Annotated in this window: 14 protein-coding genes, 1 pseudogene and 1 riboswitch; of the genes and pseudogenes, 9 read left to right on the top strand and 6 right to left on the bottom strand. The window is 69.5% G+C overall.

What is annotated here, in order from left to right; translation table 11 throughout:
* Both AB4Y99_RS22600 and cobD read right to left on the bottom strand, forming a co-directional pair.
* Positions 1-618: NAD(P)-dependent oxidoreductase (locus AB4Y99_RS22600; RefSeq protein WP_441524909.1), on the bottom strand; the 618-nt coding region annotated here is incomplete at its 3' end.
* Positions 619-625: 7 nt separating this feature from the next.
* Positions 626-1,669 carry a threonine-phosphate decarboxylase CobD gene (gene cobD / locus AB4Y99_RS22595; protein ID WP_441524908.1) on the bottom strand — a complete coding sequence of 348 codons (1,044 nt, stop codon included), beginning with the start codon at positions 1,667-1,669 and terminating at the stop codon, positions 626-628.
* Here cobD and cbiB point away from each other — a divergent pair.
* Positions 1,668-2,645 carry an adenosylcobinamide-phosphate synthase CbiB gene (gene cbiB, locus AB4Y99_RS22590; protein ID WP_441524907.1) on the top strand — a complete coding sequence of 326 codons (978 nt, stop codon included), beginning with the start codon at positions 1,668-1,670 and terminating at the stop codon, positions 2,643-2,645. The genes cobD and cbiB overlap by 2 nt on opposite strands.
* 4 nt (positions 2,646-2,649) lie before the next feature.
* Here cbiB and AB4Y99_RS22585 read toward each other — a convergent pair whose 3' ends face one another.
* From AB4Y99_RS22585 to AB4Y99_RS22570, 4 genes and pseudogenes are all read right to left on the bottom strand, one after another.
* Entirely contained in the window at positions 2,650-4,305 is a 1,656-nt protein-coding gene (locus AB4Y99_RS22585; RefSeq protein WP_441524906.1) for an acyl-CoA dehydrogenase family protein, read from the bottom strand.
* Positions 4,302-4,922, bottom strand: a complete 621-nt coding sequence (locus tag AB4Y99_RS22580) for a TetR/AcrR family transcriptional regulator (protein ID WP_441524905.1) — start codon at positions 4,920-4,922, stop codon at positions 4,302-4,304. The genes AB4Y99_RS22585 and AB4Y99_RS22580 overlap by 4 nt, the downstream gene beginning before the upstream one ends.
* A gap of 296 nt (positions 4,923-5,218) precedes the next feature.
* The gene (gene cobO, locus AB4Y99_RS22575; RefSeq protein WP_441524904.1) at positions 5,219-5,725 is read right to left on the bottom strand and encodes a cob(I)yrinic acid a,c-diamide adenosyltransferase; all 507 of its coding nucleotides are present in this window, start codon (positions 5,723-5,725) and stop codon (positions 5,219-5,221) included.
* Positions 5,710-5,985, bottom strand: a pseudogene (locus tag AB4Y99_RS22570) (bifunctional adenosylcobinamide kinase/adenosylcobinamide-phosphate guanylyltransferase); the annotation flags it as partial. The gene cobO and the pseudogene AB4Y99_RS22570, both read right to left, overlap by 16 nt.
* Before the next feature lie 182 nt (positions 5,986-6,167).
* Positions 6,168-6,353: riboswitch (cobalamin riboswitch) on the top strand.
* A gap of 37 nt (positions 6,354-6,390) precedes the next feature.
* On the opposite strand from AB4Y99_RS22570, the gene AB4Y99_RS22565 reads away from it, so the two are divergent.
* From AB4Y99_RS22565 to AB4Y99_RS22530, 8 genes are all read left to right on the top strand, one after another.
* Entirely contained in the window at positions 6,391-6,567 is a 177-nt protein-coding gene (locus AB4Y99_RS22565; RefSeq protein WP_038364570.1) for a CbtB domain-containing protein, read from the top strand.
* Between the two features lie 12 nt (positions 6,568-6,579).
* A complete protein-coding gene (locus AB4Y99_RS22560) occupies positions 6,580-7,323 on the top strand; it encodes a CbtA family protein (RefSeq protein ID WP_441524903.1) in 744 nt (247 codons plus the stop codon).
* Positions 7,324-7,364: 41 nt separating this feature from the next.
* Positions 7,365-7,754 carry a DUF1636 family protein gene (locus tag AB4Y99_RS22555; RefSeq protein WP_112765217.1) on the top strand — a complete coding sequence of 130 codons (390 nt, stop codon included), beginning with the start codon at positions 7,365-7,367 and terminating at the stop codon, positions 7,752-7,754.
* A gap of 4 nt (positions 7,755-7,758) precedes the next feature.
* Positions 7,759-8,814 carry a cobalamin biosynthesis protein CobW gene (gene cobW, locus AB4Y99_RS22550; RefSeq protein WP_441524902.1) on the top strand — a complete coding sequence of 352 codons (1,056 nt, stop codon included), beginning with the start codon at positions 7,759-7,761 and terminating at the stop codon, positions 8,812-8,814.
* Between the two features lie 9 nt (positions 8,815-8,823).
* Positions 8,824-12,381, top strand: coding sequence for a cobaltochelatase subunit CobN (gene cobN / locus AB4Y99_RS22545; RefSeq protein WP_441524901.1), 3,558 nt, complete (start codon positions 8,824-8,826; stop codon positions 12,379-12,381).
* The gene (locus AB4Y99_RS22540; protein ID WP_441524900.1) at positions 12,378-13,379 is read left to right on the top strand and encodes a hypothetical protein; all 1,002 of its coding nucleotides are present in this window, start codon (positions 12,378-12,380) and stop codon (positions 13,377-13,379) included. Before cobN ends, AB4Y99_RS22540 begins: the two co-directional genes overlap by 4 nt.
* The gene (locus AB4Y99_RS22535) at positions 13,322-13,603 is read left to right on the top strand and encodes a hypothetical protein (protein ID WP_441524899.1); all 282 of its coding nucleotides are present in this window, start codon (positions 13,322-13,324) and stop codon (positions 13,601-13,603) included. The genes AB4Y99_RS22540 and AB4Y99_RS22535 overlap by 58 nt, the downstream gene beginning before the upstream one ends.
* The coding region (locus AB4Y99_RS22530; RefSeq protein ID WP_441524898.1) for a precorrin-8X methylmutase at positions 13,600-14,138 on the top strand (539 nt) is incomplete at its 3' end. The genes AB4Y99_RS22535 and AB4Y99_RS22530, both read left to right, overlap by 4 nt.

Below are 14,138 nucleotides of genomic sequence, written 5' to 3'. Positions count from 1 at the left end.
CTCGCCGGCGCTGTGGGGGGTGACGATCACCTGCGGCAGGCGCCAGAAGGGCGAGGCGGCCGGCAGGGGCTCCTCATGGAAGCAGTCGAGCCCGGCGCCGGCGATCTGGCCGCCCGCCAGCGCGCCGAGCAGGGCCGCCTCGTCGACGACCTTGCCGCGCGCGACGTTGATGAGGAAGGCCGAAGGCTTCATCGCACCRAGGATGCGCGCATCGATCAGCCCCTCGGTCTCAGGCGTGAGCGGGCAGGTCAGGGCGACGAAATCGGCCTCCGCCACGACCTCGGCGAGACGGTCGGGCTTGACGATCGCATGGACATGCGGATGCGCCTCCGGATTGCGGCGCACGCCGATGACGCGCATGTCGAAGGCGCAGGCCAGCTTCGCGAGTCTGAGGCCGATGCGGCCGAGGCCGACGATCACCAGCGTCTTGCCGCCGAGCTCGTCCTCGCGCCGGGCGCGGTCGCCGATCATCGGGCGCCAACGCTGCGCCATCTGGTTGTCGCGAGCGAAATGGATCTGGCGCGCCAGAGCCAGGATCAGTGAGATCGCATGCTCGGCGACGGCGCGCTCATTGCTGCCCTGGGCGCTCGCGAGGCGGACCCCGGCCGCCCATCGCATGCAAGCTTCACGCTGACGGCGATGCCTGCCGGACATCGGCGGCCAGCGCCTGCTGCAAGCGCGACCACGCAGCCTCATCGCCCGGCAGACCGAAGCGCAAACGATCCGGCGCATTCTGGAAGCGGCGGACATAGATCCCGTGGCCGCCGAGACGGACGAAGAGTGCTGGTGCTGCCGGCGTTTCGAGCAGACGGAACAGGCTCGTGCCGCCGACGATGCGGCCACGCGGCGCGAGCAGCGCATCGAGGCGCGCAGCGTCCCGCGCCCGCGCTTCACCGGCATCGGCGAGCCAGGCGGCATCCGCCAAGGCCCGCGCGCCGAGATGGAGAGCCGGGCCGGCGACCGACCAGGGTCCGAGCGCCGCCGCGAGCCGAGCCATCAGATCGGGCGCACCAATGGCGAAGCCGAGGCGCAGACCGGCCAAGCCATAGGTCTTGCCGAAGGAGCGCAGCACCACCACACCGGCTGGCAGATCCGGCAGGATGCTGGTCTCCGGCGTGAAATCGGCGAAGGCTTCGTCGACGACGAGCAGGCCGCCGCGGGCAGCGCAGCGCGCCGCAAGCTCCGCGATTTCCGCCCGCGCGAGCAGCCGCCCGTCAGGGTTGTTGGGATTGACCACAACGAGGGTCGCCGCCGCCGCTTCGGGTCTCGCCGCCTCGGTGACGACATAGCCTGCCTTGCGCCAGGCATGGGCATGCTCGGCATAGGTCGGGCCGAGGATGGCGACGGGCCCTGCTGGCGCCAGACGGGGCAGCAATTCGATCAGGATCTGCGTGCCGGGCGCGGCGACGATGCCGGCATCGCCCGGCACCCTATAGGCAGCGCGGGCCGCGGCGAGGAGCGCGGCCTCGTCATCGGCGCCCGGCAGGCGCGTCCACAGGCTTAACGGCAGCTCCGGAAGCGGATAGGGGATCGGATTGATCCCGGTGGAGAGATCGATCCAGGGCCCGGGCGCATCCGGAAAGAGCGCGCGGGCCGTGGCGAGATCACCGCCATGCCAGATGCCGTCCTCAGCCAAGTCTCCAGCCCCAATCGCGCCCGCGCTCCGCATGAACCTCTCCGCCAGCCTGCCGCTGCTCGTGCTTGCCCTCGCGATCGAGGCGGCCTTCGGCTATCCCTCGCGCTTCTATGCCGCAATCGGCCATCCCGTCACCTGGATCGGACGATGGATCGGCATGCTTGATCGAGTGCTGAACCGCGAGGCCGCCTCCTTCGCCACGCGCAAGGCCATGGGCGCGCTGGCGCTGGCCCTGCTGCTCGCCGTCATCATCGCCTTGTCCGCACTGGCCCAGCGCCTGTGTCTCTCCTTCGGACTGCTCGGCCTGATCCCGCTCGCGCTCCTCGCCTCGACGCTGATTGCCCAACGCAGCCTCCACGAACATGTCGCCAGTGTTGCCGAAGGGCTGGAGCGCGAGGGGCTGGACGGCGGCCGTCGAGCCGTCGCGATGATCGTCGGGCGCAATCCGCAGACGCTGGACGAGGCAGGCGTGGCGCGCGCCGCGATCGAGAGCCTCGCCGAGAATTTTTCCGACGGCATCGTCGCGCCGGCTTTCTGGCTCGGCGCGGGCGGGCTGCCGGGCATCGCCACCTACAAGGCGGTCAACACCGCCGATTCGATGATCGGCCACCGCACACCGCGCCATCTCGCCTTCGGTTGGGCAGCGGCGCGGCTCGACGATCTCGTCAACCTGCCGGCCTCGCGATTGACCGCAGTGCTGCTGATCGCCTCCGCCGCTCTCGACCGGACAGCCGATGCCCGCAATGCCTGGCGGGCCGTGCGGCGCGACGCGGGCAAGCATCGCTCGCCCAATGCCGGCTGGCCGGAGGCGGCCATGGCGGGAGCGCTGGGCCTGCGCCTCGCCGGCCCGCGCGTCTATGGCGAAACGCGCGTCGAGGACCACTGGATGGGCGATGGCAGGGCCGAAGCGAATGCGGCCGATATCAGGCGAGCGCTTACACTTTACCGACGCTCCTGCGGCCTGCTCTGGGTGCTTGCAGCGCTGCTCGCGGCAACAGCCATCCTGTGACCGCCTAGTTGGGAACGGGCACGGCTCTCCCCGCGATCGCCTGCAGATCGGCGCTCTGCGGCAGCGAGCCGAAATGTCCCGACCAGCCGCCGGCCAGCCGCGAGGCGACGAAGGCGTCGGCGACCGCATGCGGCGCGTGGCGGATCAAGAGCGAGGCCGACAGGGCCAGCGCCATCCGCTCGACGAAGCGTCGCGCCAGATGCTCGTGGCGGAGCACATCGACGAGATCGGTCTCCAGCTCGGTCAGGAAGGCGTCGTAGCGCGGGTCGCTGCCGCGGGCGGCGCGCAATTCCTCGAGCAGGGCCGGCGCGCAATCGGGATAGCGGCGGATCGAGCGGAGCACGTCGAGGCAGACGACATTGCCCGTGCCTTCCCAGATGCCGTTGAGCGGCGCCTCGCGATAGAGCCGCGCCATCAGATGGTCCTCGATGAAGCCGTTGCCGCCATGACATTCCAGCGCCTCGGCGACGACCGGCGTGACGCGCCTGCAATTCCAGTATTTCGCGATCGGCGCGCCGATGCGGCCGAGCAGCTTCTCGGCCTCGCTCTCGCCTTCGCGATCGAGCGCATGGACGAAGCGGAAGGCGAGCCAGGCGGAGGCCTCGGCCTCCAGAGCGAGATCGGCGATCACATTCGTCATGATCGGCTGATCGATCAGTGCCTTCTGGAAGGCGCGGCGATGGGCCGTGTGATGCGCGGCTTGCGCCACCGCATGGCGCATCAACCCGGCCGAGCCGACGGCGAAATCGAGGCGGGTATAGTGGTTCATCTCCAGCCCGGCGCGGATGCCGTGACCGGGCTCCCCGATGAGGTGGGCGAGGACGCCGCGGAATTCGACCTCGGAGGAGGCATTCGACTTGTTGCCGCACTTGTCCTTGAGCCGCTGGATCTGCAGGCGGTTGCGCGAGCCATCCGGCAGCCAGCCCGGCACGACGAAGCAGGAGACGCCCTCCTCCGTCCGCGCCAGCGTCAGGAACACGTCGGAATGCGGGACGGAGAAGAACCATTTATGGCCGGTGAGGGAATACGTTCCATCGGCATTGCGCGTCGCCACGGTTTGGGTCTGGCGGAGATCCGAGCCGCCCTGCTTCTCGGTCATCGCCATGCCGACCGTGCCGCCGCGCTTCTGCGTGGCCGGCAGGGGGCGCGGGTCGTACTCCGACGAGGTGACCAGCCGGCCGAACTCGGCCCAGCGCGCGGAATCGCGCCGCAGGACGGGGATCGCCGAGTAGGTCATGCCGAGCGGGCAGCAGATGCCGTTCTCGCCCTGGTTCCAGAGATAGGACACCGCCGCGCGCGCCACCTGCGCGCCAGGGCGCGGCTTCGTCCAGCACAGCGCATGGAACTCGTCGCGCATGGCGAGCCCCATCAATTCGTGCCAGGCCGGATGGAACTCGATCTGATCCACGCGGCGGCCCCAGCGATCATGCGTGCGCAATTCCGGCAGGCTGCGATTGGCCTGCCGCGCCAGGTCCTGCACCGCTTGCGACCCGACATGGCCACCGACCACGCCCGCCTGCTCGCGGAACCAGCCCGCGCCGAAGGCATCGAGAATGCGCCCAAGCGCCGGGTCGGCGGCATAGGCGTCRTAATCCGCCAGCGCGGGTGCCTGGTTCAGCACCTCATGGGTGTCGTAGCCGTAAGCATCGAGCGTGGTCATGCGGCCTGTCCTTCACGGGAGATCAGCGCGGCGAGGGAGAGATCGGCGAGCGCAGCGGCAATCTCGCGGCCACGCTCGGGGCTGATCGAGCGTTCCGGCGAGAGCGGGCCGATCAGCGCTTCCATGAAGCCGCCGACGATCATCGCGGCGGCGGCATCCGAATCGACGGTACGGAAGACGCCCTGTCTCCCGCCTTCGACGACGAGCGCGCGAAAAATGCCGGCGATCTCGCGGCGATAGTCGAGCCGTGTCGCGTCGACCGCCGGGTCGGCGGGCTCGGCAATCATCGACCAGGCGAGGCGGCGATTGGCGAAGGCGCGCCGGGCGAAAGCCTCGACCGCGGCGGTCAGGCGCTCGGTGACGGGAGCATCGCTCGCGGCGATCTCGCGCAGCACGGCGAGCTCGCGCGTCGAGACGATAGCGACGATCTCGGCCATCAGCTCGGCCTTGGAGGAGAAATAGGAATAGACGCTGCCGGTCGAGACGCCGCTGGCGGAAGCCACCGCGGCGATCGAGGTCTCGTGGAAGCCGACTTCGGAGACGATCCCGCGCGCGGCAGAGAGGATCGCCTCCCGCTTTCCGGCCTTGCGCGGTTGCTTTGGCGTTCCGTCGGCCATGCGGGCTCCGAATTGAATTTGAATTCAGATTCAATTTGAGAGCGAATGCCGCCCTCGTCAAGAGGCTCGGGAACTCCTCTCCTTTCCAGGAGAGGAGTAGGGGTGAGGTGTTCCGAGCGAAAACGTCGGCTTGAACCCGACCCGCCGGGTGCCCTCACGGAACTGGTCCGACCGCCCACACCTCGCCCTGCCCTCTCCTTCCAGGAGAGGGATCCTCGCGCCTCGACCGGGACCTCCGAAGTCACGTCCCAGAAAGACGACGCTTCCGGCTTCCCGTGCCAACCTGCGAGGCAACCTTAGAACTCGATCCCTTCCTGCGCTTTTACGCCGACGGCGAAATGATGCTTCACCAGCGTCATCTCGGTGACGAGATCGGCGGCCTCGATCAGTTCAGGCTTGGCGTTGCGGCCGGTGACGACGATGTGCAGGTCGGGGCGGCGGGCGCGGAGCACCTCGACCACCTCGGCGAGCGGCAGATAGTCATAACGCAGGGCGATGTTGAGCTCGTCGAGCACCAGCAATCTGATCGCGGGATCGGCCATCAACTCCCTGGCCTTGGCGAAGGCGCGCTCGGCGGCGGCGATGTCGCGGGCCTTGTCCTGCGTCTCCCAGGTGAAGCCTTCGCCCATGCTGTGCCAGCTCACCTGATCGCCGAAAGCTTCGAGCGCCCGGCGCTCGCCGGTCGACCAGGCGCCCTTGATGAACTGCACCACGCCGATGCGCCAGCCATGGCCGAGCGCCCGCAGGATCAGGCCGAAGGCCGCCGTGGACTTGCCCTTGCCGGGGGCCACAGCGTCAGGCAATCGACCAGGATCGGACGGCCTGCCGGCTGGGCGGCGATGGCCACGGCCAGATCGAGCGGTGCATCGACCGTCTGCCAGCCCGCGGGCCGGCGGGCGCGATGCTCGGCGATCCGATCGCGCATCTCGTCGTCATAGGCCTGGGCCGTGGCGATATAGCTCCAGGGCGCGGGCAACGCCTCGATCAGCGCCTCGGCATGGCGGCTCTTGCCGGAACGGGCGCCGCCAAGGACGAGGGTGAGATGGGGGATTTCTTTCTGCATCGCATCGGCCGCTGGTTTCACGAGCCCTCATCCTGAGGAGCCGCGTGAGCGGCGTCTCGAAGGATGTTCCAGAAAGCTCCGGAACCATCTGGAGCATCCTTCGAGACGCGCCTGCGGCGCTGCTCAGGATGAGGGCTCGCGGATGACACGTCCTTTGCATTGCACAGCGTCACCGCGAAGGCTAATGATCGTCGCTGACGGTGCCTCCGCGAGGAGGTGAAAAGGGAACGCGGTGCGAGACCGCGGCTGCCCCCGCAACTGTAAGCGGATGTCCTTCGCCATCGGCCACTGGAGCGCACGCTCCGGGAAGGCGGCACAAGGGCGCCAAATCCGCGAGCCAGGAGACCTGCCGTCGACCCGCAACGATCCAACCGGCTGCCGGCGGGGCGGCTACGGAGAACAGTCATGAATACCGTTTCGGTTTCCACCTCACAGATCAGCGTCTCGGAGCGGGTGAAGGCAGTCGCCGCCGCCCTCATCGTCGGAATCGCATTGGTCTATACGACCGGCTTCGCGGCCTCGACGAATGTCCACAACGCCGCGCACGACACCCGCCACGGCCTCGCCTTTCCCTGCCACTGAGGGAAAGCCATCATGGTCACGCGTGTTCTCACGGTCAGCATCCTGGCCGGGCTCCTGGCTGGCTTGATCGTCGCCGCCCTGCAGCATGTCACCACCACCCCGCTGATCCTCAAGGCGGAAACCTATGAAAACGCCATGCGCGACGGAGCGGGAGCGCATCTCGCCTTCGCGCAGGGCGAAGCCCGCATCATCCTCGCCCATGGCGGCGCCGATCACGCCGAAGGGGCGGAGCATGACGAATGGAAGCCGCAAGACGGTGCCCAGCGCATGCTCTTCACCAGCGTCGCCACCATCGGCACCGCGATCGGCTTCGCGGCGCTGCTGCTGGCCGGCATGCTCGCGGCGGGCGACAGCATCGACCAGCGCCGCGCGCTGATCTGGGGCGCCTGCGGCTTCCTTGCCTTCGGCCTCGCGCCGGGAATGGGGCTCGCGCCGGAACTGCCGGGAGCCGCCTCGGCCGCCCTGCAGGCGCGCCAGCTCTGGTGGCTCGCGACCACCATCGCCACCGCGATCGGGCTCTTCCTGTTCCTGCGCTACGAGGCGCCCTGGCTCAAGCTCCTGGCCGTCGTCGTGATCCTGCTGCCGCATCTCGTCGGGGCTCCGCATGCGCCGACGCCGGAGAGCAAGGTGCCGGCCGAGCTCGCGGCGCATTTCACCTCGTTGTCGCTCGGCATCCAGGCCGCGCTCTGGCTGGTCACCGCCTTCACGGTCGGGACGCTCTGGCCCTGGATGAGCCGCCGCGCGGCTGCGGCCTGAGGATAGCGGCGCCTTCGGGCGCCGCGCGAAAGGCAAACCAGATGTCCGAGGGCGACCTCACCATCCATGTCTGCACGGCCTGCCGCCGGGCCCGCGCCGACCTCCCCGATGGTTACGACCAGCCGGGGCTGGCGCTGGCTGAGCGCCTCGCCGCGCAACTCGCAGCCAAGGGCAGCACGATCCCCGTGCTGCCCGTCGAATGCCTCGCCGTCTGCAAGCGGCCCTGCACCATCGCGCTCAGCGCCGACGGGAAATGGACCTATCTGATCGGCGATCTCGACACCGACACCCATCTCGACGAGATCGTCGGCGCGGCGGAGGCCTATGCCGCCAGCGCCAACGGCATCGTTCCCTGGAAAGAACGGCCGCAGTCCTTCCGCAAGGGCGTGGTCGCGCGCGTGCCGCCTCTGCCGGCTCGCCAGCAAGGATGACATCATGAACGCTCCGCAGACCACCAATCTCGGCAAAACGCCCTGCACGATCATCACCGGCTTCCTCGGCGCCGGTAAGACGACGCTGGTGCGCCACCTCCTCGAAAACGCGCAGGGCAAGAAGCTCGCCGTGCTCGTCAACGAATTCGGCGATCTCGGCTTCGACGGCGAATTCCTCAAGGGCTGCGGCATCGCCGGCTGCAGCGACGAGGACGTGGTCGAATTGCCGAATGGCTGCATCTGCTGCACCGTCGCCGACGATTTCGTGCCGGCGCTGGAGAAGCTGCTGAATCGGCCTAACCCGCCCGAGCACATCCTGATCGAGACCTCGGGCCTCGCCTTGCCGAAGCCGCTGGTCACCGCCTTCAACTGGCCAGCGATCCGCTCGCGCGTCACGGTCGACGGCGTCATCGCCGTGGTCGACGGGCCGGCGGTGGCCGAGGGCCAGTTCGCCGATGATCCGGAGGCGCTCGCGGCGCAGAAGGCCGCCGACGCCTCGGTCGATCACGACAACCCGCTGGAAGAGGTGTTCGAGGACCAGATCCTCTGCGCGGATCTCATCCTGCTCAACAAGAGCGACCTCGTCGACGAGGCCGGTCGCGCGCGGGTCAAGGCCGAGATCGCCGAGCATCTGCCCAAGGCAATCAAGATCGTCGAGACCTCCCATGGCAAGGTCGAGCCGGCGCTGATCGTCGGCCTCGGTGCCGCCGCCGAGAGCGACCTTGCCGCCCGCCCCTCGCATCATGGCGAGGGCGAGCACGATCACGACCATGACGATTTCGACTCGGTCGCCGTGCCGCTGCCGGCAGGGCTTTCGCCGGAGGAACTGACGGCGCGCGTCGCCAGGGCTGCGGAAGCGGAAGGCGTGCTGCGGCTGAAGGGCTTCACCGCCGTGCCGGGCAAGCCGATGCGGCTCGTCGTGCAGGGCGTCGGCCGGCGCGTCGGCCATCACTTCGACCGTCCGTGGGGCGCGAGCGAAGCGCGCGACGGCCGCCTCACCGTGATCGGGCTCAAGGGCTTCGATCTCAAGGCCGTGGAAGCGGCTCTCGCGGGGGCGTAACATCGGCCGATGCATCTTCTCCCGACCAGCGAGATCCGGCTCGACGACGGCGAAGACGCCGTCGATCTCGCCCTGCCGCCGGGAGATGTGCTCGTCCTGTCCTTCACCGACAGCGACCTCTCGGCGCTGGCGGCGGCGGCGGGTGGCAGCAGCCTGTTGGTGCGCCTCGCGCCGCTTCGGCGCTTGAAGCATCCGCTTTCGGTGGACTTCCTGATCGAGAAGACGGCGCAGCAGTGTCGCTTCGTGCTGCTGCGCTGCCTCGGCGGCCTCGACTACTGGCGCTACGGCATCGAGCAGTTCGGCATCGCCTGCCGCGAACGGGGCATTCCGCTCGCGATCCTGCCCGGCGACGAGCGCGACGATCCGAGTCTCGGCGAACATGCGACGGTGCCGGCGGAGCTTGCGGCGGAACTGCTGGCCTATTTCCAGGCGGGCGGCGGCGCCGAGAACATGCGGCGGATGCTGGCGCGGATTTCCGCATATGTGACAGAGGTTCAACCCTCATCCGGCCCGGCTTCGCCGGGCCACCTTCTCCCCCGAGCGGAGAAGGACGAGACGGATATCACCGCATCCTTCTCCGCTCAGGGGAGAAGGTGCCGGCAGGCGGATGAGGGCCGGCGCGACGCGACCGATCTTGCGCCTTTTCCTCTCCCAGCTTTCTTCGCGCTCGATGGCGACGGCCTTCCTCTGCCCTGGCGAGACGCCCTTACCGCCCTGCCGGCAGACAAGCCGCTCGTCCCGATCCTGCTCTACCGCTCCGGCGTCGCGGCCGRCGACACGGCCATGGCCGAGGCGATGACCGCCGCCCTCGCCGCCCGCGGCCTCGCGCCCCTGCCCCTGGCCCTGACCAGCCTGAAGGACCCGGCTGTCACGGCGGAGCTCGCAGCGCTGATCGCGACCCGCAGACCCGAACTGATCGTCACCACCACCGCCTTCTCTGCTCGCGAAGGCACCGATTTCGTGCTCGACGCCGCCAATTGCCCGATCCTGCAGGCCATGCCCGTCGGCAGTCCGCGCGAGGCCTGGGACGCCTCGCCGCGCGGCCTTTCCGCCGCCGATCTCGCCATGCAGGTGGCGCTGCCGGAATTCGACGGACGCATCGGCGCCATTCCGGTCGCCTTCAAGGCGGAGGAGAATGACCCGGCGACCGGACTTACCATCCGCCGGCTGGTGCCGGATGCCGAGGGCATCGCCGCGCTGGCCGATCTCGCGGCCGGCTGGATCGCTCTCGCACTGAAGCCTGCAGCGGAGCGCCGGCTGGCGCTGGTGATGTCGGACTATCCCGCGCGCGGCGGCCGGGCCGGCTTCGCCGTCGGGCTCGACACGCCGGCGAGCGTGACGGCGATCCGGGAATTGCTGGCCGAGGCGGGATATGAGGTTGGACCGTTATCCTCCACCGTCATCCCGGGCGACCAAACGGAAACCCGGGATCCATGCCTGAACCTTTCCGAGCGACGTTCCGGCATGGATCCCGGATCGACGCCGCTGACGCGTCTTGTCCGGGATGACAGCGCAGATATGAATGAGGGGGCTAGCTTGATGGCAGCCCTCACCACCGGGGCTGCCGAGCTGAGCATTCCGCTCACAGCCTATAGCGACTGGCTCGCCGCGATCCCTGCCCCCGCCCGCGAAACACTCCTCGCCGCCCATGGCGCGCCTGAGGCCGATCCAGCCTGCCGCGACGGCGCCTTCCATTTCCGCGCCGTCCGCCATGGCAACCTCATCGTCGCCCTGCAACCGGCTCGCGATGCGACGCCCGACCGCAAGGCTGTTTATCACGACCCCGACGCGCCGCCCGGTCACGGCTATCTCGCCTTCTACCTTGCGTTGCGCCAGTCCGAAGCCATCGACGCGCTGATCCATCTCGGCACGCACGGCACGACGGAATGGCTACCGGGCAAGGCGGTGGCGCTCTCGGCCGGCTGCTGGCCACGCCTCGCTGTCGGCGGGCTGCCGGTGATCTACCCTTATGTTGTCGACGATCCCGGCGAAGCAGCGCCCGCCAAGCGGCGGCTCTCAGCCCTTACGCTCGGCCATCTGCCGCCGCCGCTGGCCGAGACGGAAGCCGCCGGCGAAACCGCACTGCTGCGCGACCTCGTCGAGGAGTTCTCGCAGGCGCAGGTGCTGGATCCGCGCCGCGCCGACGTCGTCGCCGCGGAAATCCGGGCGCGGGCCGAAGCGAGTGGGCTCGCGGCCTCCTGCGGCGTCACGCCGGACATGTCGATGAGCGAGGCGTTGACGCGGCTCGACGCGCATCTCTGTGACATCGCCGAACTGCCCTTCCGCGATGGCCTGCATATCTTCGGCCATTCCGACGCCGACCCGGCCTCCGCCCGCAACGAGCGCGAAAACCTGCTCGCCGCGCTCGACGGCCGCTTCGTCCCGCCCGGCCCAGCCGGCTCGCCGCATCGCGGACGTCCGGACGTGCTGCCGACCGGGCGCAATCTCTCGACGCTCGACCCCCGCGCGATCCCGACGCGGGCGGCGGCCCGACTGGGCCAGCTCGCGGCGCAAGCGGTGGTGTCGCGCCACCTGCAGGATCACGGCGACTATCCCCGCCGGATCGTCATGGACCTTTGGGCCTCGCCGACGCTGCGCTCGGGCGGCGAGGACATCGCCCATGCGCTGGCGCTGATGGGCGTCGAGCCCCTCTGGGACTCGGCCTCGTCCCGCGTCACCGGCTTCAGCATCATCCCGCAGCCGAAGCTGGCCTTCCCGCGCCTCGACGTGACCGTACGGATTTCCGGCACCTTCCGCGACACCTTTCCGGGGCAGATCGCGCTGATCGACCAGGCGGCGCACGCAGTCGCGGCGCTCGACGAGCCGAATGACTGGAACGAGCCCGCCGCGGCCCGTCGTCGCGGCGAGCATGGCGGCCGCATCTTCGGCGCCGCGCCCGGCCGCTATGGCGCGGCCATGGCCGACCGCGCACTCGACGGCGACTGGACCGAGCGAGCAGAGCTCGGCGCCGCCTATCTCGCCGCTTCCGACCATGCCTATGGCGGCCCGGAAGGCGCGGCCACAGCCGATGCCGGCTTTGCCGGGCGCATCAAGGCTTCCGACGCGTTCATCCATGTCAGCGACACCGCCGGACGCGACATCCTCGAAGCCAGCAGCGCGGCCGACGTGATCGGCGGGCTCGCGGCGGCGGCGAAGGCGCTCGGCGCCGATCCGGCGCTCTACAGCCTCGACAGTTCCAACCCGGAAGCGCCGAAGGCACGCACATTGGCCGAGGATATCGGCCGCATCGTCTATGGCCGCCTGACCCATCCGCGCTGGATCGCCGGGCAGCTCGCCCATGGCTGGCGCGGCGCGGCAGAACTCGCGGAGGCTGTCGATACGCTCTTCGTCTTCGCGGCGAGCACCGATGCTGTCGCGGATGGGCTATTCGATGCGGTGTTCCAGGCCTATTGCGCCGATCCACAGGTCTGGGCGGCGCTCGAAGCCAACAATGCGCCGGCTGCCGCCTCGATCCGGTCCCGGCTCGCCGATGCCGCACGGCGCGGACTCTGGACGAGCCGGCGCAACTCGGTCGGCGCCTTCCTGGCGCGGGAGGCCGCAGAATGAGCGCGCTGTCCCGAAAGGAATCGCTGGCGTCGGCGGAAGCGCTGAGGCGCGGCTGGTGCCCGAGCACGCTCCGGCCGATGGAGACCGGCGACGGTTGGCTGGTGCGGCTGCATCCGCCGGGTGCGAGGCTGACTCCCGTTCAGTTACGGCGGATCGCGGCGCTGGCCGCGGCGCATGGCAATGGGCTGATCGAGATCTCGGCGCGCGCCAATCTGCAGATCCGCGGCGTGAAGCCCGAGAGACACCCGGCGCTGGTCGAGCGCCTGCTGGCGGAGCGTCTCGTCGATGAACATGACGGCGACGGGCCGCAGCGGCTGACACTGGTTTCGCCGCTGGCGGGATTCAACGAGGCCGTCCTGCTCGGGCTCGACCCGAGCATCTCTTCGACGCGTTTCTCGGCTCGGCGCCATGCGCCGCCCGAGAATGACGGCCGGGGCTTGATCGATGCCTTCGCGCTGGCCGAGCAGATCGAAGGGCAGGCCCGCGTGATCCCAGGCTTGCCGGCCAAGCTCTGCGTCATCGTCGACGATGGCGGCACTCAAGCGCTCGATGGGTTCGCTTGTGATATCCGGCTCGTCGGCATCGGAGCCGGGCGTGWGGCGCTGTGCCTTGCGGATCGCCTCTGGCGCGGCCCGATCCCCGGTGGTGACGCTGCCGCAGCGGTTGAAACCATCCTGGGCCGCTTTGCGAAGCTGCGCAGCGCGGCGCCCGACCGCGTCCGCCGCCTGCGCGATCTGTCGCCTGAAGCACTGGCCGGCCTCACCGCCTTGCCCGACATCGCCGCGCCGATGCGACGCCCTCCGCCCCGGCGCGCCGGGCTGTTCAAGCTGGCGGGGAAGCGTTTCGCGGCGCTCATCGGCCTGCCCTTCGGCCGCTGCGATGCGGCGGCGCTCGACAAGCTCGGCGCGGGCACCGAGGCGCGCGTGCAGAGGCACCGACCATGGCGGATGCGGCCGTTCTCGCCGACGCGGCCGCCGGTCTCCTTGCGCAGGGCGTGACCCTGCATGTCTCCGGCTGCGTCAAGGCCTGCGCCCATCCCGCTGCCGCCGACCTCACGCTGGTCGGGCGACGGGGCGAATATGATGTCGTGCTCGGCGGCACGACGCGGGACAAGCCGCTTGCGACGCTTGACCTTTCGGCGCTGCTCACGCGATTGCAGCCGGGACAAGAGATTCACGCGCGCCTGACCAAGGCCGCGCGTTCAACAGGACCGCGCGGTTGAGCAGGGCATACGATTACATTCAGGACGGGGCGGCGATCTATGAGCGCTCCTTCGCCATCATCCGCGCCGAGGCTGATCTCGCCCGCTTCAGCGGCGCGGCCGAGCGCGTCGTCGTTCGCATGATCCATGCCTGCGGCATGACCGACCTGCCCAAGGATGTGGAGATGTCGGCCGGTTTCGCGGATGTCGCGCAGACAGCGCTCAAGGCCGGCGCGCCGATCCTCTGCGATGCCAAGATGGTCGCCAATGGCGTGACCCGCGCCCGCCTGCCCGCCCAGAACGAGGTGGTCTGCACGCTTGACGATCCGCAGGTTCCGGCCCTTGCCGCCGGGATGGGCACGACCCGCTCCGCCGCCGCGATGGAGCTGTGGAAGCCCCGGCTCGCCGGCTCGATCGTCGTGATCGGCAATGCGCCGACCTCACTGTTCCGCCTTCTGGAAATGCTCGATGCCGGTGCGCCGAGGCCTGCCGCCGTGATCGGCATTCCCGTCGGCTTCGTCGGCGCAGCGGAATCGAAGGAAGCGCTGGCCAGGGA

The organism is Allobosea sp. TAB14 (genome assembly GCF_052113865.1).
Lineage (GTDB): Bacteria > Pseudomonadota > Alphaproteobacteria > Rhizobiales > Beijerinckiaceae > Allobosea > Allobosea spartocytisi.
The sequence above is the reverse complement of the archived record's forward strand: the minus strand, read 5'-3'. Positions and strand labels throughout refer to the sequence as shown.